General features: G+C 73.1%; 19 protein-coding genes. 9 read left to right on the top strand and 10 right to left on the bottom strand.

The genetic code is table 11. The features are described from left to right. Positions 1–34: 34 nt before the first annotated feature. The gene (locus LEP48_RS04395; RefSeq protein ID WP_225564364.1) at positions 35–1000 is read left to right on the top strand and encodes a hypothetical protein; all 966 of its coding nucleotides are present in this window, start codon (positions 35–37) and stop codon (positions 998–1000) included. A 49-nt stretch (positions 1001–1049) separates the two neighbouring features. Here LEP48_RS04395 and LEP48_RS04400 read toward each other — a convergent pair whose 3' ends face one another. Next, complete coding sequence (locus LEP48_RS04400; RefSeq protein WP_225564365.1) at positions 1050–1661, bottom strand: GyrI-like domain-containing protein; 612 nt, start codon at positions 1659–1661, stop codon at positions 1050–1052. Between the two features lie 79 nt (positions 1662–1740). After that, entirely contained in the window at positions 1741–2640 is a 900-nt protein-coding gene (locus tag LEP48_RS04405; protein WP_225564366.1) for an SURF1 family protein, read from the bottom strand. A 184-nt stretch (positions 2641–2824) separates the two neighbouring features. On the opposite strand from LEP48_RS04405, the gene LEP48_RS04410 reads away from it, so the two are divergent. The 3 genes from LEP48_RS04410 to LEP48_RS04420 all read left to right on the top strand — a co-directional run bounded on the left by LEP48_RS04410 (position 2825) and on the right by LEP48_RS04420 (position 8855). Further along, positions 2825–5317 carry a phosphoketolase family protein gene (locus tag LEP48_RS04410; protein ID WP_225564367.1) on the top strand — a complete coding sequence of 831 codons (2493 nt, stop codon included), beginning with the start codon at positions 2825–2827 and terminating at the stop codon, positions 5315–5317. A gap of 104 nt (positions 5318–5421) precedes the next feature. Beyond that, entirely contained in the window at positions 5422–7572 is a 2151-nt protein-coding gene (gene pta / locus LEP48_RS04415; RefSeq protein ID WP_225564368.1) for a phosphate acetyltransferase, read from the top strand. Further along, entirely contained in the window at positions 7569–8855 is a 1287-nt protein-coding gene (locus LEP48_RS04420; RefSeq protein WP_225564369.1) for an acetate/propionate family kinase, read from the top strand. Before pta ends, LEP48_RS04420 begins: the two co-directional genes overlap by 4 nt. Positions 8856–8887: 32 nt before the next feature. Here LEP48_RS04420 and LEP48_RS04425 read toward each other — a convergent pair whose 3' ends face one another. Further along, entirely contained in the window at positions 8888–10267 is a 1380-nt protein-coding gene (locus tag LEP48_RS04425; protein ID WP_225564370.1) for a GntP family permease, read from the bottom strand. A gap of 13 nt (positions 10268–10280) precedes the next feature. Further along, positions 10281–10808, bottom strand: a complete 528-nt coding sequence (locus tag LEP48_RS04430; RefSeq protein WP_225564371.1) for a gluconokinase — start codon at positions 10806–10808, stop codon at positions 10281–10283. 193 nt (positions 10809–11001) lie between these two features. On the opposite strand from LEP48_RS04430, the gene LEP48_RS04435 reads away from it, so the two are divergent. Genes LEP48_RS04435 through LEP48_RS04445 form a run of 3 tightly spaced genes read left to right on the top strand, consistent with a single transcriptional unit; the run spans position 11002 to position 13457 of the window. Further along, positions 11002–11694 (top strand): FadR/GntR family transcriptional regulator, encoded by a 693-nt coding sequence (locus tag LEP48_RS04435; RefSeq protein WP_225564372.1) that lies wholly within the window; start codon positions 11002–11004, stop codon positions 11692–11694. A 28-nt stretch (positions 11695–11722) separates the two neighbouring features. Beyond that, complete coding sequence (locus LEP48_RS04440) at positions 11723–12691, top strand: DUF4031 domain-containing protein (RefSeq protein ID WP_225564373.1); 969 nt, start codon at positions 11723–11725, stop codon at positions 12689–12691. A 19-nt stretch (positions 12692–12710) separates the two neighbouring features. Beyond that, complete coding sequence (locus tag LEP48_RS04445; protein ID WP_225564374.1) at positions 12711–13457, top strand: enoyl-CoA hydratase; 747 nt, start codon at positions 12711–12713, stop codon at positions 13455–13457. Positions 13458–13498: 41 nt separating this feature from the next. Here LEP48_RS04445 and LEP48_RS04450 read toward each other — a convergent pair whose 3' ends face one another. The 3 genes from LEP48_RS04450 to LEP48_RS04460 form a co-directional block, all read right to left on the bottom strand. Next, positions 13499–15121 (bottom strand): succinic semialdehyde dehydrogenase, encoded by a 1623-nt coding sequence (locus LEP48_RS04450; RefSeq protein ID WP_225564375.1) that lies wholly within the window; start codon positions 15119–15121, stop codon positions 13499–13501. A gap of 104 nt (positions 15122–15225) precedes the next feature. Further along, positions 15226–15681 carry a GNAT family acetyltransferase gene (locus LEP48_RS04455; protein WP_225564376.1) on the bottom strand — a complete coding sequence of 152 codons (456 nt, stop codon included), beginning with the start codon at positions 15679–15681 and terminating at the stop codon, positions 15226–15228. Next, entirely contained in the window at positions 15678–16802 is a 1125-nt protein-coding gene (locus LEP48_RS04460; RefSeq protein WP_225564377.1) for a GuaB3 family IMP dehydrogenase-related protein, read from the bottom strand. The genes LEP48_RS04455 and LEP48_RS04460 overlap by 4 nt, the downstream gene beginning before the upstream one ends. Before the next feature lie 123 nt (positions 16803–16925). Here LEP48_RS04460 and LEP48_RS04465 point away from each other — a divergent pair, with 123 nt between their 5' ends. Continuing rightward, positions 16926–17666: an exonuclease domain-containing protein gene (locus LEP48_RS04465; protein ID WP_225564378.1), complete on the top strand. Its 741-nt coding sequence runs from the start codon at positions 16926–16928 to the stop codon at positions 17664–17666. Between the two features lie 21 nt (positions 17667–17687). Here the strand turns inward: LEP48_RS04465 and guaB are convergent, their stop codons facing one another. Together guaB and LEP48_RS04475 are read right to left on the bottom strand one after the other, a co-directional pair. Beyond that, a complete protein-coding gene (guaB, locus tag LEP48_RS04470) occupies positions 17688–19205 on the bottom strand; it encodes an IMP dehydrogenase (RefSeq protein ID WP_225564379.1) in 1518 nt (505 codons plus the stop codon). A gap of 81 nt (positions 19206–19286) precedes the next feature. Further along, positions 19287–20420 (bottom strand): MerR family transcriptional regulator, encoded by a 1134-nt coding sequence (locus LEP48_RS04475; RefSeq protein WP_225564380.1) that lies wholly within the window; start codon positions 20418–20420, stop codon positions 19287–19289. A 202-nt stretch (positions 20421–20622) separates the two neighbouring features. On the opposite strand from LEP48_RS04475, the gene LEP48_RS04480 reads away from it, so the two are divergent. Further along, on the top strand, positions 20623–20913 hold the full coding sequence (locus LEP48_RS04480; protein WP_225564381.1) for a WhiB family transcriptional regulator: 291 nt from the start codon (positions 20623–20625) through the stop codon (positions 20911–20913). 115 nt (positions 20914–21028) lie between these two features. On the opposite strand, the gene groES is transcribed toward LEP48_RS04480, so the two are convergent. Further along, on the bottom strand, positions 21029–21325 hold the full coding sequence (gene groES / locus LEP48_RS04485; RefSeq protein WP_225564382.1) for a co-chaperone GroES: 297 nt from the start codon (positions 21323–21325) through the stop codon (positions 21029–21031). Positions 21326–21493: the final 168 nt, after the last annotated feature.

The raw sequence follows: 21493 nt of genomic DNA on the forward strand, positions 1-21493 counted from the left end.
GCGATGCGGCGAGGCGTTCTGCCAGCATCCCGGCATGACGACGCACGCACCGCGGCCGGGCGACCGCCGGGACCTCGACGCCCCGACAGTGCCCCCTGCCACCCGGTTCAGCGAGAGCCGACGAGCCGAGATCGCACGGCGGACGGCGACCGGGGACCTCCAGCGCGTACGCAAGGGCGTCTATCTGGCCCCTGTCGACGAGGACGGTCCGGCGCGGGCCAGGCGGGCCGAGGTGCTCCGACGCGTCCGCGCCGTGCAGCTACGGCTCACCACCGCCTACTGGTACTCGCACACCACCGCGGCGGTGCTGCACGGGTGCTGGACGTGGCGTCTCTCCGACGCCGTGCACGTGACGCAGCTGCGGGCCCCCAACGCGGAGCAGTCCCGGGAACGCGGCCTTCGCCGCCACTGGACGGCGCTGCCGCCGCGCGACCGGACGACGATCGACGGCCTCCCCGCCACGACGCTGGAGCGCACGGTGGTGGACTGCGCGCGAACCTTGCCACCCGACCAGGGGCTGGTCGTCACCGACTCGGCCCTGCGCGGGGGTGCCGACCTCGACGTGCTGTGCGCGATCCTGGACGAATCGGCCGGGAGACGCGGGGTGCGCAGGGCCCGAGAGGTCGTCGACCTGGCCGATCCTCGATCCGAGTCGCCGGGCGAGTCGTTGCTGCGCTGGGTGGTGCACGACGCCGGGCTGCCGACGCCCGAGGCGGGCCACCGCACGATGACGCGACGCGGCGACGTCTGGCTCGACCTCGCCTGGCCCGAGCGCAAGGTCGCCCTCGAGTTCGACGGCGCGGTGAAGTACTCGGGCGGCGACTACGGCGACCCTGCGGGTCGTGTCTTCGCGGAGAAGCTCCGGCAGGACGCGCTGGAGGAGGCGGGCTGGCTGGTCGTGCGGGTCACGTGGGACGACCTGCACCAAGCGGAGGCGCTGGCGGCCCGCATCCGGGCTGCGCTCCGCACCCGTTCGCCGAGATCGAGGTATCCGTCGTGAGATCGACCTTCAGTAGGTCGACCTCGCGACGGGTACCTCGATCTCGCGCTCAGGCCGGCGCGACGGGCTGGCGGATGATGGTCCGCATCTTCTCCGGAGCGGCCCGGCGCGGGTCGGACAGGTAGATCTCGTGGTGCCGCCCGCTCAGCGCCAGCCCCTGCGCGGCGACGAAGGCGTGCAGCCCGTCGATGGTCGGCGGCTCGGTGGCGAACGGCCCGACGTGCAGCACCTGGGCCGCCAGGCCGTCTCCGAAGGGCTCGAGCCGCACGCGGTCGCCGGCGGGCAGGTCCTTGGCGCGCGCCGCGCGGGCGACGACGTCCTCCGCCTCCACCTGGGTGACGACGGCGGGAAGGCTGATCATCATCGTCCACCGCCACTCGTCCTTGGCATCGACGCTGAACCGGCTCATGTCGTCGGCCCACCACAGCCCCTCGAGCGGCATCACGGTGTAGGCGTCACCGGTCGCCTCCTTCACCGCAGCTCGCAGGGCGTACGCGAGCGGGTACAGCGTCTCGACGGCCTCGCGATAGGCGGGCACCAGGTTCGGGTCGCCCGCGCCGTCCACCATCAGGTGGGGGCGCGGCGGCACCTGGACGAGCGTCGGCGTCGTCGTCGCGGAGTACTGGTCACGCAGCTCACGCTTCGAGTCGATGGTCACCATGTCGGCAGAATGGCAGCCGGCACCGACACCGCCGACTCCCCACCACCACCGTCACCCACGCGACGAGGTCGGGGTGGGGTCAGCCCGGGAGGCCGGCGATCCCCCGGCCGACGGCGTCGTCGGCGTCGTCCCCGCGGTGCCCGCGCCGTCCGCCGGCCGCTTCGTCGCGGACCAGGCGCACCCACAGCAGCACCGCGAAGAGCCCGAACACCCACCACTGCAGCGCGTAGAACAGGTTCTGCAGGTTGACGCCCTCGCTCCCCTCGATGACGGGGCGGGGCAGCGGCTCGGGCCCGCCGCCGGCCGCCGCGACCTGCGCCGGGTCCGAGCCGGTGAGCACGACGTAACCCGTGTACGTCGGCCCGCCCCAGGTGTTCACCAGGGCGCCGGTGGCGATGGAGTCGACCAGCGGCGGACCGTCCAGGTTGTCCGGGAGCGGCTCGACGCCCTCCTGGACCGACTCGGACGCCTGGAGCCACCCGCTCACGCGCACCTCGCCACCGGGGACGTCCAGCACCTCTCCGGCCGCGGACGGCGTGGGGACCCAGCCGCGCACGACGGGCAGCACGGGGGCGCCGGACAGGTCCGCCCACGACGCTCCCCCCGTCCCGTCGTCCACGACGCGCAGCGGGGTGAGCACCAGGTAGCCCTGGCGGCCGTCCAGCGAACGCCCGGCCACGAGCAGCTGGTCCGCGGCCTCGTAGGTGCCGGTCGCCCAGACCTCGCGGCCCACGAGCTCGCCGGGGAACGACTCCTGGGGCCTCAGCAGCTCGCCCAGCGCCGCCGGACCTTGGGCGAGGGCTTCCGCGGCCTCCTGCTGCGCGGCCAGCTCGGCCCGCTGGTAGGCGCGGTCGAGCTGCCAGACCCCGAGCCGCGCGCACACCGCGGCGGCGAGCAGGAAGACGAGCAGGATCCCGATCATGCGGGGCTGGACGGCCACCGCCCAGAGCGGCCTGCGGACGGGCTGGGGGCTGGACACCAGCACACCGTAGACGTCGCGGACGCCCCGCACGGAATCCGGGCGCACCTGACGAGGCGACAGATCGATGTCACCTCCGCCACCTCGCGGGTCATGGTGCATCGAGCCTCGGACTGCGATGGAATGAGGCCAGGTCGGCAGCACCACGCACGCCGGCCGTCCCCGAGCAGCTCAGGAGCGTGTGATGAGCACCCCTTCGTCGACCGTCCACCCGTCGTCATGGCGCGCGACCGGCGCCGCCGAGCTCACGCCGGAGGCGATCGACCAGATCGACCGGTGGTGGCGGGCCGCGAACTACCTGTCGGTGGGCCAGATCTACCTGCTGGACAACCCGCTGATGCGCGAGCCCCTGACGCGTGACCACGTCAAGCCCCGCCTGCTGGGCCACTGGGGCACGACGCCCGGTCTGAACTTCCTGTACGCCCACCTCAACCGGGCGATCAGGGAGCGGGAGCAGTCGACGCTCTACGTCACCGGTCCCGGCCACGGCGGGCCGGGCCTGGTCGCGAACTCCTACCTCGAGGGCACGTACTCCGAGACGTACTCGGACATCACGCAGGACGACGAGGGCCTGCGCCGGCTGTTCCGCCAGTTCTCGTTCCCGGGCGGCATCCCGAGCCACGTCGCCCCGGAGACGCCGGGCTCGATCCACGAGGGCGGCGAGCTGGGCTACGCGCTCAGCCACGCGTACGGCGCCGCGTTCGACAACCCGGACCTGCTGGTGGCGGCCGTGGTGGGCGACGGCGAGGCGGAGACCGGCCCGCTGGCCACGAGCTGGCACTCGAACAAGTTCGTCAACCCCGTCCAGGACGGCGTGGTGCTGCCGATCCTGCACCTCAACGGCTACAAGATCGCCAACCCGACAGTGCTGGACCGCATCAGCGACGACGAGCTGCGCGACCTCATGACCGGCTACGGCCACACGCCGTACTTCTTCAACGGCGGGTTCGACGGCGAGGACCCCGTCGAGGTGCACCGTCGGTTCGCCGGGCTGCTGGACGAGGTGCTCGACCACATCGCCCGCATCAAGGCCGACGCGCACGCCGGGAACGAGGAGCGGCCCGCCTGGCCCATGATCGTCTTCCGCACCCCCAAGGGCTGGACCTGCCCGCCGGTCATCGACGGCAAGAAGACCGAGGACTCCTGGCGCGCGCACCAGGTGCCGCTCGCAAGCGCCCGCGACACCCCGGAGCACCTCGAGGTGCTGCGTGGCTGGCTCGAGTCGTACCGCGCGGACGAGCTCTTCGATGCCGACGGTCGTCTGCTCCCCGAGATCGCCGACCTGGCTCCGGCCGGCGAGCTGCGGATGAGCGGCAACCCGCACGCCAACGGCGGCCTGCTGCTGAAGGACCTGCGGCTGCCGGACTTCCGCGACTTCGCGGTCGACGTGCCCACCCCCGGCGGCGCGGTGGCCGAGGCGACCCGCGTCCTGGGGACCTGGCTCACCGACGTGGTGCGCAACAACCCGGACAACTTCCGCATCTTCGGCCCCGACGAGACGGCGTCGAACCGTCTGCAGGCGGTCTACGACGCCACGGACAAGCAGTGGAACGGGGAGTTCTACGGCCCGGAGGTCGACGAGCACCTGGCCCGCGCCGGGCGCGTCATGGAGATGCTGAGCGAGCACCAGTGCCAGGGCTGGCTCGAGGGCTACCTGCTCACGGGGCGGCACGGCCTGTTCACCAGCTACGAGGCCTTCATCCACATCGTCGACTCGATGTTCAACCAGCACGCCAAGTGGCTCAAGGTCACAGGCGACATCCCGTGGCGCCGGCCGGTCGCGAGCCTCAACTACCTGCTGTCGAGCCACGTGTGGCGCCAGGACCACAACGGCTTCAGCCACCAGGACCCGGGGTTCATCGACCACGTGGTGAACAAGAAGGCCGAGATCGTGCGGGTGTACCTGCCGCCGGACGCAAACACGCTGCTGTCCACCTATGACCACTGCCTGCGCTCGCGGCAGTACGTGAACGTCGTGGTGGCGGGTAAGCAGCCGGCGCCGCAGTTCCTGTCCATGGAGCAGGCGATCGCGCACTGCAGCCGCGGCCTGGGCATCTGGGAGTGGGCGGGTACCGAGGTCGTGGGCGAGGACCCGGACGTCGTGCTCGGTGCGGCGGGCGACGTGCCCACGCTGGAGGTCCTCGCGGCGGCCGACATCCTGCGCCACCGCATCCCCGACCTCAAGGTGCGAGTGGTCAACGTGGTCGACCTGATGCGCCTGCAGGACGAGAAGGAGCATCCGCACGGCCTGTCCGACAAGGACTTCGACACCCTGTTCACCTCCGACAGGCCGGTGATCTTCAACTACCACGGCTACCCGTGGCTCATCCACCGCCTCACGTACCGGCGCACCAACCACCCCAACATCCACGTGCGCGGGTACAAGGAGGAGGGCACCACGACGACGCCCTTCGACATGGCGATGCTCAACGACATCGACCGCTACCACCTGGTGATCGACGTCATCGACCGGGTCCCGTCCCTGCGCTCCACCTACGCGGGGCTGCGCCAGGAGATGGTCGACGCGCGCCTCGCGGCCCGTCAGTACACGCGGGAGCACGGCGAGGACATCCCCGAGGTGCGCGAGTGGGTGTGGCCGGACGTCGGGGAGACGGCCACGGAGAACGGCGGGCCGCAGTACGACGCGGCCGCGGCCACGGGCGGCGACAACGAGTGAGGAACCCCACCTCGGCACGTCCCGGGCCCGGGGCGTGGCCTGGGACGATGGACCCGTAGCACGGGCACGACCGCACCACCGATCCGCACGACGACAGGACATCCGTGAGCGCTGCACCCGTCACCAGGAGCATCTACGTCACTTCTCCGGAGGGTGACACCGGCAAGTCGACCGTCGCCCTGGGAGTGCTGGACCTGCTGGTCCGGCAGGTCCGGAAGGTGGGGGTCTACCGGGCGGTGGCCCGGGTGACGGACCCGCCCGCGTCGGACGCCGGTGCGCTCGCGCCGCGCGACCACGTGCTGGAGATGCTCCTGGCGCACGACGGCGTCGACATCAGCTACGAGCAGGCCGTCGGCGTCACCTACGACGACGTGCACGCCGACCCGGAGGCGGCGCTCGCCAGGATCGTCGACCGGTACCACGCGGTCGCCGAGCAGTGCGACGCCGTCGTGGTGGTCGGCACGGACTACACGGACGTGGCGGGCGCCACCGAGCTGTCGTTCAACGCCCGCGTCGCGGCGAACCTGGGCGCGCCGGTGCTGCTGGTCGTGTCCGGGAACGGGCGCACCACCGACGACGTGCACGCCCTGACCCGCCTCAGCCTGGCCGAGCTGCGCGCCAACCACGCGCAGCCGGTCGGGGTGGTGGTCAACCGCTCCGACCACGCGCTCGTGGCGTCGCCCGCCAAGCAGTCGCTGGCGGACGGCGACCTGCCCGTGTGGACCATCCCGGAGGAGCCGTTCCTGCAGGCCCCGACGGTGGGCCGGCTCACCGAGGCGGTCGGCGGCCGGCTCATGCTGGGCGATCCCGACCTGCTGCACCGCGAGGCCCTCGACCTCATCGTCGGGGCGATGTCGTTCGAGCACGTGCTGGACCACCTGTCGGACGGCGCCGTCGTCATCACGCCGGGCGACCGCTCCGACGTGCTGCTCGGGCTGCTCTCCGCGCACGCCGCGGCGTCGTTCCCGTCGCTCGCGGGGATCATCCTCACCGGCGGCTACGTGCCGCACGGGATGATCGCGCAGCTCCTGTCGGCGCTCGGCCCCCGCGTGCCGGTGGTGTCCACGACGATGGGCACGTACGCCGCGGCCCGGGCCGCCGCCGAGACCCGCGGGCACGTCACGGTGACGTCGGGCCGCAAGATCGACGTCGCCCGCGCCCTGTTCGAGCAGCACGTGGACGGCGCGGAGCTCCTCGCCCGCCTCGACCTGCCGCGAGCGCCCGTCGTCACGCCGCTGATGTTCGAGTACGGCCTCATCGAGCGCGCCCGGGCCGACCGCAAGCGCGTGGTGCTGCCCGAGGGCGACGACGACCGTGTGCTGAGGGCGGCGTCGACCGTCCTGGCGCGCGGCATCGCCGACCTGGTGATCCTCGGCGACGAGTCGGCGATCCGGGCGCGGGCGGCCGAGCTCGGCCTCGACATCTCCGCCGCCACCGTGCTGTCCCCCACCGACCCGGAGCACGTGGAGCGGTTCGCCGCCGAGTACGCGCGGCTGCGCGCGCACAAGGGCATGACGGCGGAGCGCGCCCGCGAGATCGTCACCGACGTGTCGTACTTCGGCACGATGATGGTGCACCTCGGCCTCGCGGACGGCATGGTCTCCGGCGCCGCGCACACCACGGCGCACACGATCCGGCCGTCGTTCGAGATCGTCAAGACGGCGCCCGGGGTGTCCGTGGTGTCGTCCGTGTTCCTCATGTGCCTGCCCGACCGGGTGCTCGTGTACGGCGACTGCGCCGTCATCCCCGACCCGACGGCGGAGCAGCTCGCGGACATCGCGATCTCGTCGTCGGCCACTGCCACCCAGTTCGGCGTGGATCCGCGCGTGGCGATGCTCTCCTACTCGACGGGGACGTCGGGCTCCGGCGCCGACGTCGACAAGGTGCGCGCCGCGACCGAGCTGGTCCGCGAGCGCCGTCCCGACCTGTCGGTGGAGGGCCCGATCCAGTACGACGCCGCCGTGGACGCCTCGGTCGCGGCGTCCAAGCTGCCGGAGTCGTCGGTGGCGGGGCGGGCCACCGTCTTCGTCTTCCCCGACCTCAACACGGGCAACAACACGTACAAGGCGGTGCAGCGCTCGGCGGGCGCGGTCGCCGTCGGGCCGGTGCTGCAGGGGCTGAACAAGCCCGTGAACGACCTGTCCCGCGGCGCGCTCGTCGCCGACATCGTCAGCACCGTCACCATCACAGCGATCCAGGCGCAGGCCGAGGCGCAGGCCCAGGCAGAAGCGCAGGCGAAGGAGGCCACCGCATGAGCATCGTCCCCGAGGCCGAGCGGCCGAACCCGTACAGCGCCTACGGGGCTCACGGCTCGGTGCTGGTGCTCAACTCCGGCTCCTCGTCGCTGAAGTACCAGCTCGTCAACCCGGTGGGCGGCGAGGCCATCGCGGCGGGCATCGTCGAGCGCATCGGCGAGACGTCGGGCGGTTCCCAGGGGATCGTCACGCACACGTTCGCGGGCAACCGCACGCGCCGCGAGGTCGAGGTGCCCGACCACGGGGAAGCGCTGCGGCTCGCCCTGGGCCTGTTCGAGGAGATCGGGCCGCGCCTCGCGGACGCCGGGATCTACGCCGTCGGGCATCGCGTGGTGCACGGCGGGTCGGAGTTCTCCGGCCCGGTCGTCGTGGACGACGACGTCGTGGCGCGCATCGACGCGCTCGTGCCGCTCGCCCCGCTGCACAACCCGGCGAACGTCCAGGGCATCCGCGTGGCCCGCGAGCTGCTGGACGACGTGCCGCACGTCGCCGTCTTCGACACGGCGTTCTTCTCGTCGCTGCCCGCCGAGGCGTACACGTACGCCATCGACCGGCAGGTGGCCGCCGAGCACGACGTGCGCCGGTACGGCTTCCACGGCACGAGCCACCAGTACGTGGCGGGCAAGGTGGCGCGCGTGCTGGGCCGCCGGGTGCAGGACCTCAACACGATCGTGCTGCACCTGGGCAACGGCGCGTCAGCGTCGGCCGTGTCCGGCGGGGTGCCGATCGACACCTCGATGGGGCTGACGCCGCTGGAGGGCCTGGTCATGGGCACCCGCTCCGGCGACATCGACCCTGCCGTCGTGTTCCACCTGGCCCGCAACGCGGGCATGGGCATCGACGAGCTGGACCGGCTGCTCAACAAGCGTTCGGGCGTGCTCGGCATGGCGGGCGTGAACGACTTCCGCGAGCTGCGCCGGCTCATCGACGAGGGCGACGAGCACGCGGCGCTCGCGTTCGACGTGTACATCCATCGGCTGAAGAAGTACGTCGGCGCGTACGCGGCGCTGCTCGGCCGGGTGGACGTCATCGCCTTCACGGCGGGCGTTGGCGAGAACGACACCTTCGTGCGGGCCGCGGTCTGCGAGGGGCTGGCGGGCATGGGCATCGCCGTGGACCCGGAGCGCAACACCGGCGCCGGGTCGGGCGAGCGCATCATCTCGCCGGACTGGACGTCCACGCTGGTCATGGTGATCCCCACGCAGGAGGAGCTCGCCATCGCGCGGCAGTGTGTCGAGGCCGTCGACGGGCAGCACCCGACGGCGGCCGTCACGTCCGGCTGAGGTCGGCGCACCGCATCGTGCGTGTCCGGGGGTCAGGCGATGGCGAACGCCAGGCAGGCGATCGCGAACCCCATGACCCCGATGCCTGTCTCCATGACGGTCCACGTGCGCAGCGTGGTCTTCACGTCCATGTCGAAGAACCGGCCCACGAGCCAGAAGCCCGAGTCGTTGACGTGGCTCAGGACGACGGACCCGGCGGCGACGGCGATCACGATGGCGGCCGTCTCGACAGGATTGAAACCGCCCGCGGCGACGGCCGGGGCGACGAGCCCGGCGGCGGTGGTGAGCGCTACGGTCGCGGAGCCCTGCGCCACCCGCAGGACGGTGGCGATGACGAAGCCGGCCACGATGACGGGCAGCCCCATGTCCCCGAGCACGTCGGAGAGCGCCTCGCCGATGCCGGAGGCCCGGAGCACACCGCCGAACATGCCGCCCGCGCCCGTGATGAGGATGACGGAGCAGACCGGTCCGAGGGCGGAGTCGAGCAGCTTCTCCAGGGCGGAGCCCTCGACGCCGCGGCGCCGCCCGAGCGCCCACGCGGCGACCAGCACGGAGATCAGCAGCGCGACGGGCGTCGATCCGATCAGGCCGGCCCAGGTCACGACCGGGCTCTCGGCGTCGACCCAGCCGGCGCTGGCTGCGGCCGCCAGGCCGGTGTTGGCGAAGATCAGCACGAGGGGCAGCAGCAGGATGCCGACGACGGTGCCGAACCGCGGCGGGTTCTCCACCTCGGCGTCGTCGGTCCGGCCGAGGATGTCCGGCACGGGGATCGCGATGCGCCCGCCGGCGAACCTGCCGAACAGGTAGGCGGTGACGTACCACGTCGGGATCGCGACGACGAGGCCCAGCAGCAGCACCAGCCCGACGTTCGCGCCGAGGAACTCCGACGCCGCGACGGGGCCCGGGTGCGGCGGCACGAACACGTGCATCACCGAGAACGCACCGGCCACGGGCAGGCCGTAGAGCAGCAGCGACCCGCCGAGGCGCCGCGCGATCGTGAACACGATCGGCAGCATGACCACGAGTCCGGCGTCGAAGAAGATCGGGAAGCCGAAGATCAGCGACGCGACCCCGAGCGCGAGCGGCGCCCGCTTCTCGCCGAACCTGGCGATGAGGACGTCGGTCATCACGTTCGCCCCGCCGCTCGTCTCGATGAGCCGGCCGAGCATCGCGCCGAGCCCGACGAGCAGGGCGACGGAGGCGAGCGTGCTGCCGAAGCCGTCGAGCAGGATGTCCACGACGCCGCCGCTGGGCAGGCCCGCCGCGACGGCGGTGAGCAGGCTGACCAGCACCAGCGCGAGGAAGGCGTGCAGCCGTACCTTGATGATGAGCAGGAGCAGGAGGGCTACCGCGCCCGCCGCGATGGCGAGCAGGGGGCCGGCCGTGAGGGTCTGGGTCCAGTCGTCGGTCATGGTGCGAGCCTCCTCAGTTGTCCGAGAGCCAGTGCAGGACGGTCTCGACGATCGCGGCAGGCGGTTCGGCGATGTCGACCACGAGCCCGTCCTCGGCGCCGGTGAGCGGCTCGAGCGTGGCGAGCTGGGACGGGAGCAGCGTGGGCGGCATGAAGTGCCCGCTGCGGTGCGTCATCCGCTCGGCGAGCAGGTCGGCGCTGCCTTGCAGGTGCACGAAGCGCACACGTCCGCGGGCGTCGCGCAGCACGTCGCGGTAGGAGCGCTTGAGCGCCGAGCAGGTCACCACGGCGGACTTCCCGGCGTCGGTCTCGGTGCCGAGCCAGTCGCGGATGGCGGCGAGCCACGGGGCGCGGTCGGAGTCGGTCAGGGCCGTCCCGGCCGTCATCTTCGCGATGTTCGCCTCCGGGTGGAACTCGTCGGCCTCCGCGAGGTCGTACCCGAGCCGCTCGGCCAGGAGGCCGGCGATCGTGGTCTTCCCCGACCCCGACACCCCCATGACGACGAGGTGTGCGGGGGTGATGCTGGTGACGTCGGTGTCCATGTCCTTCGACTTCCCTGTCCGTGTCCTGGCGGGCGAGGCTCCGGCCTCGTCCTGAGTCTGTGGTGCTTCGGCGATGCCCGCAGCGACGACCCCGTCGCGACGTCGTCCGAGCATGGACCATTGGTAGCATCTTTCGCAACAGAGGTATCACCATTGGCGGCTCGGAAGGCCCGCCCCTCGGTAGGCTCGGGCCATGTCGCGACCCGCCCTGCACGCCGCCGTCCTCGACGCCGTCGGGCGCGCCATCACCAGCGGCGACGTCCCGCCCGGCACCCCGCTCACCCTCGAGGCCATCGGCGCGGTCCACGGGGTGTCGCGCACGGTCGCCCGCGAGGTGATGCGCCTCCTGGAAGGGCTCGGGCTCGTGCGCTCGAAGCGGCGGGTCGGCCTCGTCGTCCTCGGCATGAGCGAGTGGAACGTCCTGGACCCGCGCGTCATCCGCTGGCGCCTGGCCGGCCCCGGGCGCGACGACCAGCTCCGCACGCTCACCGAGCTCCGTCACGCCGTCGAGCCCCTCGCGGCGGCCGGGGCCGCGACGCACGCCACCGCCGAGGCCCGGGCCGAGCTTCTCGACCTCGCCGGGCGGATGCGCGTGCTCGGCAGCCATGGAGACCTCGCCGAGTTCCTCGCGCTCGACGTCCGGATGCACGAGCTGCTGCTGCGCTCGAGCGGCAACGAGATGTTCGGCGCCCTCGCCGACGTCGTCGCCGAGGTGCTGACCGGGCGTACCCGCCTCGGACTCATGCCGCCCGCACCCGTCCCCGAGGCGCTCGACCAGCACGAGAAGGTCGCCCGGGCCGTGGCGGACGGCGACCCCGGCCGCGCCGAGGCGACGATGTCTGCCCTCGTCGGCGAGGTCCGCCGCACCCTGTCGAGCGGGGCATGACCCGCCCCCCTCGTTCCAGGAGCCACAGGTGACGCTGTACGTCGACCCGCCCGCCTGGCCGGCGCACGACCGGCTGTGGTCACACCTGGTCTCCGACTCCTCGCTGCACGAGCTGCGGACCTTCGCCCGGGCGCAAGGGCTGCCCGACCGGTCGTTCGACCTGGACCACTACGACGTGCCCGCGGACCGGCACGACGACCTGGTCGCGGCGGGCGCGCTGGCCGTGAGCGGCGGTGACCTGGCCCGCCGCCTCGGCGCGTCCGTGCTGCGGGTGCCGGGACGGGAACGGCGCGGAGCCTCCCGGCCGGCACTTCTGGCAAGGTGGGCGGGCCTGTGGCCCGAGCCGACGGCGTCCGTCCGCGCGGCCGGGGCCGAGCTCGTGGGCCGGTGGCGCGAACCGCACCGGGTGTACCACTCGCGGCTGCACCTGGCGGACGCCCTCGACGCGCTCGACACGCTCGTCTCAGGCGGGGCCCCGGGGTCCGCCCGCCTCGCGGCCCTCGCCCTGTGGTTCCACGACGCGGTGCACGACGGCGAGGCGGGCCGCGACGAGGAGCGCTCGGCCGCGCTCGCCGTCCGCCTGCTGGCGCCGCTCGCCACCGGCGCGCGGGGCGCGCGCGGCACAGGTCTGCTCGCGGCCGACGACGTCGACGAGGTCGCGCGGCTCGTGCTCGTCACGGCCGATCACGATCCCGCGCACGGCGACGCCACGGGGGCGCTGGTCAGCGACGCGGACCTCGCCGTCCTGGGCGGCGAGCCGCGGCGGTACGCGCGCTACGCCGCCCAGGTACGGGCGGAGTACGGCCACGTCCCCGACGACGCCTTCCGCACGGGGCGGTCCGCTGTGCTCGACGAGCTGCTCGCCCGGCTCCCCGACCGACTCCCCGACCGGCCGGGCGCCGCGCCGACACTGTTCCGCTCGGCCGCCGGCGCGGCGCGCTGGTCCGGCGCCGCCGGGCGCAACCTTCGCGCCGAGCGGGCGTCGCTCACCGACTGAGGGCCGCTATCGTCTCGGCATGACCGATGACGTCCGCACCAGCGTCGCCGAGGGCGTCGCCACCGTGACCCTGAACCGCCCGTCGAAGAGGAACTCGATCACCAGGTCGATGTACTCGGCACTGACGGACGCGCTCGACGCGGCCGAGGCGGACGCCGACGTCCGCGCCGTGCTGCTCCAGGGCGACGACGCGGTGTTCTGCGCCGGCAACGACATCGGCGACTTCGTCGACCGCCCCCAGGCCGGCTCCGACGACCCAGGGTTCCGCTTCCTGCGGACGATCGCACGGTTCCCCAAGCCTCTCGTCGCCGCCGTCTGCGGACCGGCCGTCGGTATCGGCGCGACCATGCTGCTGCACTGCGACCTCGTGTACGCGGGCGAGGGCGCGACGCTCCTGTTCCCGTTCGTGGACCTGGGGCTGGTGCCCGAGGCGGGCTCCAGCCTCCTGCTGCCCCAGGTCGTCGGCCATCAGCGGGCCGCCGCGGCCCTGATGCTCGGTGAGCCGCTCCCCGCCGCCGCCGCGCTCGAGGCCGGCCTGGTCAACCAGGTGCTGCCCGACGCCGAGGTGCTCGGCTTCGCCCGCGCGCAGGCGGCCCGGCTGGCCGGGAAGCCCGTCACGGCGCTCATGGAGACCAAGCGGCTCCTGCGTGCCGGTACGCAGGCCGCCCTGCTCGACCGGATCGAGGACGAGGGCGAGGTGTTCACCCGACTCTTGGGAGAGCCCGCGGCGCAGGCCGCCCTGGGCTCCTTCCTCGCCCGCCCCTGAGAGTGCCTGGCGCGTCGTCCGCCTCCCGGCCGTCAGTACACCTAGCGCAGGCGCAGGCGGCGCATCGCGTCCATGGCGACGGTGAGCACCTTGCTCGGTGTCTCTCCGCCGAGCGCGTAGAGCGAGTCGACCGAGATCCCGAACCGGGCGCCGCGCTGCACCGCGACCGTCTGCACCTCGGTCACCGACTCGATCGCCTCCCGCCCGTGCCGGCGGCCCTGGCCCGACGCCTTGAACCCGCCCATCGGCGCCGCGACCGAGCCCCACGCCGACAGGTAACCGTCGTTGATCACGACGGTGCCCGCCTCGACCTGGGCGGCCAGCCGACGGGCGCGCGCCACGTCGACCGACCAGATGCTCGCATTGAGGCCCATGTCCGTGGCGTTCATGACGCGCACGGCCTCCGCGTCCGAGGCGACGCGCGTCACGGACACGACCGGACCGAAGGTCTCCTGCGTGGCGCACAGCGCGTCGGCGGGGACGTCGTCGAGCACGGTGGGTGCGTAGAAGAAGGGCCCGACGTCGGAGCGGTGCACGCCGCCCACCAGCGCCCGCGCGCCCTTGGCGAGCGCGTCGTCCACGTGCTCGGTGACGCGGGCGAGCTGGTCGGCCGAGACCAAGGACCCGACGTCCGCGGTGTAGTCGAGCGCGGAGCCGAGCTCCAGCCCGCGGACGGCCTCCACGAAGCGCTCGAGGAACTCGTCCGCGATCCGCTCGTGCAGCACCAGCCGCTCGATCGACATGCACAGCTGGCCGGAGTTGGAGAAGCAGGCGCGCACGACACCGGGCACGGTGGTGTCGAGGTCGGCGTCCGCGGCCACGTAGAGCGGGTTCTTCCCACCGAGCTCGAGCGTGGCGCCGATGAGCCGCTCCCCCGCGCGTGCCGCGACCTTGCGGCCGGTGGCCGTCGACCCGGTGAACGCGATGTGGTCCACCTGGTCCACGAGGGCGGCGCCGACGTCCCCGCCACCGGCGACGACGGAGAAGAGGTCCTCCGGCAGCCCCGACTCCTCCAGCGCCTCGGCCACCCACAGGGCGCACAGGGTCGTCTGAGGGTCGGGCTTGACCACCACGGCGTTGCCCGCGACAAGCGCGGGCAGCGCCTCGGAGAGCACGAGCGTCAGCGGGTAGTTCCAGGGCGCGATCGCGCCGACGACGCCGACGGGACGGCGGTGCACGCGCACCCCGGTGAGCACCGGGAACACGCCGGACGCGCGACGGTCGGCGAGGTAGCGCCGACCCCGCACCGCGTAGTGCCGCGTCACCTGCGCGACGTCGGCGACCTCCTCGAACGCGCTGCGCCGGGACTTGCCCGTCTCCATCTGGATCAGGTCGAGGATCTCCGACTGGCGCCGCAGCACGGTGGCCCCGAGGCGGTCGAGCACGACGGTCCGCTCGCGCAGGGAGAGCGCGGCCCAGGCCGGCTGCGCGGCGCGGGCACGCCGGACCGCCCCCTCGACGTCGGCCACGGACGACAACGGGAACGACACCAGCGGCGCGCCCGAGAACGGCAGCGTCGACCGGTGGGTGCCGGCGTCGTCCGACGTGACGATCCGTCGCACCAGCGGGGCGACGACGTCAGGCTCGAGGACATAGGTGGCGGCAGGAAGCTCCGGATCGATGAGATCCCCCAGAGCGCCGTCGCTCTCGTGCGCGGTGGACATGGCCGCCACCCTACGTGCCCCGGACGACATGTCGGCAACGCGCGCGGCGCGGTTCGCTCTCAGCGCGACCGGGAACCTTCGCGGCCACCGCGGTGCGGGGGGCGCTACAGGTCGCGGCCCAGCACCACGCAGTCGGAGTCGGCATAGCCGAGGCCCTCGTAGAAGCCCAGGACCTGCTCGTTCCCGCGCCGCACCATGAGACGGAGCTTGCGGACGCCGCGGTCCCGGAGCCAGCTCTCGGCCGCTCCCGTCGTGGCTCGTCCGAGGCCGGACCGCTGCGCGCCGGGGCTCACCGCGAGGTAGTAGAGCCACCCCCGGTGACCGTCGTAGCCGACCATGGCGGTGGCCAGCACCTCGTCGCCGAGCACGCCGACCAGCACGGTCGAGGTCGGGTTCGCCCGGGCGTCGGCGACGTCCAGGCGCGGGTCGTTCCACGGCCGCGTCAGCCCGCAGGTCTCCCACAGCGAGACCACCTGCTCGACGTCGGCGTCGGCGATGTCGCGGAAGTCCACCGTCGTCGGGACGCCGGCGTCGACGTGGGCGGCGTGCCGGGCGCTCACCGCGGCTGGTAGGGCGAGACCACGACCTCGACCCGCTGGAACTCCTTGAGGTCGGAGTAGCCGGTGGTCGCCATCGCGCGGCGCAGGGCGCCGACGAGGTTCGAGGTGCCGTCCGCCGAGCTGCTCGGCCCGAAGAGGACCTGCTCGAGCGTGCCCGCGGTCCCGACCTCGACCCGCTCGCCGCGCGGGAGCGCGTGGTGGTGCGCCTCCGGGCCCCAGTGCCAGCCCTGCCCGGGCGCCTCGCTCGCGCGGGCCAGCGCGGCGCCCAGCATGACGGCGTCGGCCCCGCACGCGATCGCCTTGACGACGTCGCCCGAGTGCCCGACCCCGCCGTCGGCGATGACGTGCACGTACCGGCCACCGGACTCGTCGAGGTAGTCGCGGCGCGCGGCCGCGACGTCGGACACGGCCGTCGCCATCGGCGCGTGGATGCCCAGGCCGACGCGCGTGGTGTGGGCGGCGCCGCCGCCGAAGCCGACCAGGACGCCGGCCGCGCCCGTGCGCATGAGGTGGAGCGCGGCGGTGTACGTCGACGCGCCACCGACGACGACGGGCACGTCGAGCTCGTAGATGAACCGCTTGAGGTTGAGCGGCTCGGCGTTGCCCGAGACGTGCTCGGCGGAGACCGTGGTGCCGCGGATGACGAACAGGTCGACGCCGGCGTCGACCACCGTCTGGTAGTACTCCTGCGTGCGCTGCGGCGAGAGCGCGCCCGCGACCGTGACGCCGGCGGCGCGCACCTCCTTGAGCCGCTGCGTGATCAGCTCGGGCTTGATCGGCTCCGCGTAGATCTCCTGCATGCGGCGCGTGGCCTCGCCCGCGGGGAGCCCGCGGATCTCCGCGAGCAGCGCCTCGGGCGACTCGTAGCGCGTCCACAGGCCCTCGAGGTCGAGGACGCCGAGCCCGCCGTGGTTGCCGAGCGCGACCGCCGTGGCCGGGCTCATCACCGAGTCCATCGGGGCCGCCAGGATCGGCAGCTCGAAGTGGTAGGCGTCGATCTGCCACTCGACCGAGACGTCCTTCGGGTCGCGCGTACGCCGCGAGGGCACCACCGCGATGTCGTCGAAGGAGTATGCGCGGCGTCCGCGCTTTCCACGTCCGATCTCGATCTCGTTGCTCACCGGACCAGACTACCGGCGGGGGCCGGGGGCGGCCGTCTCCGTCCGCGCGCCCTGTCGGTGGCGCGTGGCACAGTCCGTGCCAGGCCCGGGGCGGCAACAGCCCTCGGGACGGAGAGGACGACGATGAACGACCACGGCGACACCGGATGGGCCCACGGCCCGCTCGTCGGCTTCGACACGGAGACCACGGGCGTGGACGTCACCCGCGACCGGATCGTCACGGCGGCCGTGGTCGTGCGCGCGCCCGGCCGGCACACCGACGTGCGGACCTGGCTGCTCGACCCGGGCGTCGAGATCCCCACCGAGGCCACCGCCATCCACGGCATCACGACGGCGCACGCGCGCGGGCGCGGACGCCCCCCGGCCGGGGCGCTCGACGAGATCGCCCGCAGCCTCGTCTCGCACCTGCGGGCCGGCACCCCGCTCGTGGCCTACAACGCGACGTTCGACCTGTCGCTGCTGGACGTCGAGCTCGCGCGGCACGGCCTCGCGACGCTCGCCGAACGCCTCGGGCGCCCCGTCGCGCCGGTGCTGGACCCGCTGGTGCTCGACCGTTGGCTCGACGGCGGGCGGGAGGGCAAGCGCCGGCTCGGCGACCTGTGCGCCCTGTACGGCATCGCGGGCGACCTCGCGCTGCACACGGCCGACGTCGACGTGCTCGCCACGCTCGACGTGCTCGACGCCCAGCTCGTGCGGCACCCGCACCTGCGGGGCGTCGCTCTCGACGCGCTGCACGCCGCACAGGCCGGCGCCTACCGCCGCTGGGCGCAGCGGGTCAACGCCGAGCGCGCCGCCGAGGCCGTGCCCCGGCCGCCCGCCCCGGTCGCCTGGCCCGCCGACCGCGTCGCCGCGGTGGCTCGCTGAGCCGCGCGGGCCCGCGGAGCCTCAGAACCCGCTGTAGTTCGGCGCCTCCGCGGTGACCTGCACGTCGTGCGGGTGCGACTCCTTGAGCGACGCGGAGGTGATCCGCACGAACTTGCCCTTGGCCTGCAGCTCCGGGATCGTCCGGGCGCCGACGTAGAACATCGACTGGTGCAGCCCGCCCACGAGCTGGTGCGCCACCGTGTTCAGCGTGCCCTTGTAGGCCACCTGCCCCTCGACGCCCTCGGGCACGATCATGTCGTCGCTGACGACCTCGGCCTGGAAGTACCGGTCCTTGGAGTAGGACTTCTTGCCGCGCGACGACATGGCGCCCATGGAGCCCATGCCGCGGTACGCCTTGTACTGCTTGCCGCCCACGAGGATGGTGTCGCCCGGCGCCTCCTCGGTGCCCGCGAGCATCGAGCCCAGCATGACCGCCTCGGCACCGGCGACGATCGCCTTGCCGATCTCGCCCGAGTGGCGCATCCCGCCGTCGGCGATCACGGGGATCCCGGCCTCGCGGGCCGCGAGCGACGCCTCGTACACCGCGGTGATCTGCGGGACGCCGACGCCGGTGACGACGCGGGTGGTGCAGATGGACCCCGGCCCGACGCCGACCTTGATGCCGTCCGCGCCCGCGTCGACGAACGACTGGGCACCGTCGCGGGTGGCGACGTTGCCGCCGATCACCTGGACGTGGCGCGTGGCGGGGTCCGTCTTGAGCCGGTGGACCATCTCGACGAGCATCCGCACGTTGCCGTGGGCGGTGTCCGCGACCAGGACGTCGACACCCGCGTCGACGAGCGTCGTCGCCCGCTCCCACGCGTCGCCGAAGTAGCCGATCGCGGCTCCGACCAGCAGCCGCCCCTGCCCGTCCTTCGAGGCGTTCGGGAACTGCTCGGACTTGACGAAGTCCTTGACGGTGATGAGCCCGGCGAGCCGGCCCTCGTCGTCGACGAGCGGCAGGCGCTCGAGCTTGTGCTTGCGCAGCAGCAGCGTGGCGTCCTCGCGCGCGATGCCCGCCGGCCCGGTGATGAGCGGTGCCGGGGTCATGACCTCGGACACCTTGGTGCCGGCCCACTCGGCGACGGGCGTGAAGCGCAGGTCGCGGTTGGTGACGATGCCGATCAGCCGGCCGGCGGCGTCGACCACGGGGAACCCGGAGATGCGGTACTCGCCGGCGCGCTGGTCGAGCTCCTCCAGCGTGGCGTCGGGGCCGATCGTCACCGGGTTGGTGATGATGCCCGTCTGCGTGCGCTTGACGAGGTCGACCTGGTAGGCCTGGTCGGCGATCGACAGGTTGCGGTGCAGCACGCCGATCCCGCCCTGGCGGGCCATCGCGATGGCCATCCGCGACTCAGTGACGGTGTCCATCGCCGCGGACACCAGCGGCACCCGCAGCGAGATCTCGCGGGTCAGCCGCGAGGTCGTGTCGATCTGGGACGGGGCCAGGTCCGAGTAGCCCGGCAGCAGCAGGACGTCGTCGTAGGTGAGGCCGAGGAATCCGAACGGGTCGTGCGCGGGCGAGGTCGAGTCCGTCATGACAGGAGTCTACGGTCCCCGCGCACCCCTCATCCGGGGGCTCGACGGGTGGGACGCCTCACCGCCGCCCGGTGCCGGGCGTCACCCCACGACGGCGAGCACCTCGTGGAGCATGCCGGTGAACGACCGGACCCGCTGCACCGTCGGGGCGAGCGGCAGCTCGCTGGCCGCGTCGTCGCGGCGCAGGCCGACGACGATCGGCAGGTCGGGGAAGCCCTCGTGCACGGCGTGCACGACGTCGAGGTCCGGTCGCCGCTGCGTCGTGGCCAGCACGAGCGCGGCGGGCCGCACCATCGTCACGAGCTCCAGAGCGCGGTGGGTGTTGGCCGGGCCCGTGACGATCCGGGCCGTGGCGCGCTTCGCGGTCAGCGACGCGGCCAGCGCGTGCGCCGACAGCGGGACCACCTCGTCCGGGGCGGCGAAGATCAGCACGATGTTGCGCATGCGGCTCGGGTGGTTGGCCGGGGGCGCACCGCCGGCGACCGTCGCCTGCTCGAACGCCTCGGTGAAGTCCCGCAGCGCTCCCAGGGCGGCGGTGGCGAGCACGACCTCGGGCACGGCACCCGGCCCGGCGAGCACGGTCCGCTGGGCGACCCGCTGCCAGGCCGGCTCCACGACGTGCACCCACCACGCGGCCGGGTCCCCGTGCGCGGGGATCCGCAGCAGCTCGTCGCAGCGCGCCTGGTCGTAGGCGAGGGTCGCGTCGACCACGGCGGACACCCGTGCGGAAGCGCTCCCAGCCCCAGTCCCCTCGGACCGGCCGGGCCCGCTGGACGACCCCGCTCCGCCGCCCGGGAGCGCGCGCAGGTGCGCCCGCCCCTGCCGGGTGCCGGGCTCCTCGGCGGACGCGGCGTCCTCGGCGTGCTCGGTGTCCCGCTCCTGCCCGCCCTCGGGCTCAGGATCCGGCCCGCCGGCCCGGTCGGCGGCGGCCTCGAGCTCGTCCACCCCGGCCTTGAGCGCGGCCTCGGCCGCGTCGACGGGCGCAACCCCTTCGAGCGTCAGCCGGCGCATGACGAGCAGGCGCGCCACGTCTTCCGGCGTGTAGCGACGGTGCGAACCAGCGGTGCGCGCCGAGGGGCCCAGCCCGTAGCGACGGTCCCACGTGCGCAGCGTCGCGGGAGCAACTCCCAGGCGCCGGGCGACCGCTGCGACGGCGAGGCCAGGACTCGACGCGCGAGACCCGTCCCCCTGCGGGACGGGTCGAGAGGTGGTCATGCCCTCGATTCTGCCGAGAGGACCGACACGTCGCCACCGCGCCAGGGCGCATGCCGCGATACTTCGCCAAACTCGCACACAAAGCCGTTCAGAACCCGTTCGAACCGATTCGTGCCTGACTCAGAGGTTGAACACTGAACGATTCATCGTTGCTGGAAAGAGACCCTTGAACAACTTCTGCACAACTTGTAGGTTGTTCGCCATGACGGAGATCTCACGACTGCCCGGCCCGGTGATGGAGCTGTGGGAGTGGCAGTACCAAGGAGCATGCAGGGACACCGACGACACCCTCTTCTTCCACCCCGAGGGTGAGCGCGGCTCGACGCGCCGGCGCCGCGCAGAGGCCGCCAAGGCGATCTGCCGCAGCTGCCCCGTGATGATGGAGTGCCGCGAGCAGTCGCTGCGCGTCCGCGAGCCGTACGGCGTGTGGGGCGGGCTCAGCGAGGACGAGCGGTCCGCCATCCTCGCCGGCACCACCCGCAAGACCGGTTGACGCGCAGACGCACGAAGGCCCCGCACCGGGATCGGTGCAGGGCCTGCGTGTCCGGCGGGTGCGCCGCCGGGCGGCGCACGTGCCGCGGGTCGTCAGACGACCCGGTGGAGCGTCGTCAGGCGACGACGACGGCGAGGATGTCGCGCGCGGACAGGACGAGGTAGTCCTCACCGGCGTACTTGACCTCGGTGCCGCCGTACTTGCTGTAGATCACCTTGTCGCCGACCTTGACGTCGACCGGGACGCGGTTGCCCTTGTCGTCGAAGCGGCCGTCGCCCACGGCCAGGACCTCGCCCTCCTGGGGCTTCTCCTTGGCGGTGTCCGGGATGACCAGGCCGGAAGCGGTCGTGGTCTCGGCCTCGATGGCCTTGACGACGATCCGGTCCTCGAGCGGCTTGATGGGGACCGACACGTCGGACCTCCTTGTTTCGCAGTGCGGGATGGACTTGCTGATTGACCAGGTCGCGTCCGAGGGCTGGCCGTCGTCGCGGGTGCCGGTGACAGCCTGCGGTCGCTGACGACAAATCTAGGCAGCCGTTAGCACTCTGACAAGTCGAGTGCCAGCAGTTCGCCGAGGGCG

Source organism: Isoptericola luteus (genome assembly GCF_020297055.1).
GTDB lineage: Bacteria > Actinomycetota > Actinomycetes > Actinomycetales > Cellulomonadaceae > Isoptericola > Isoptericola luteus.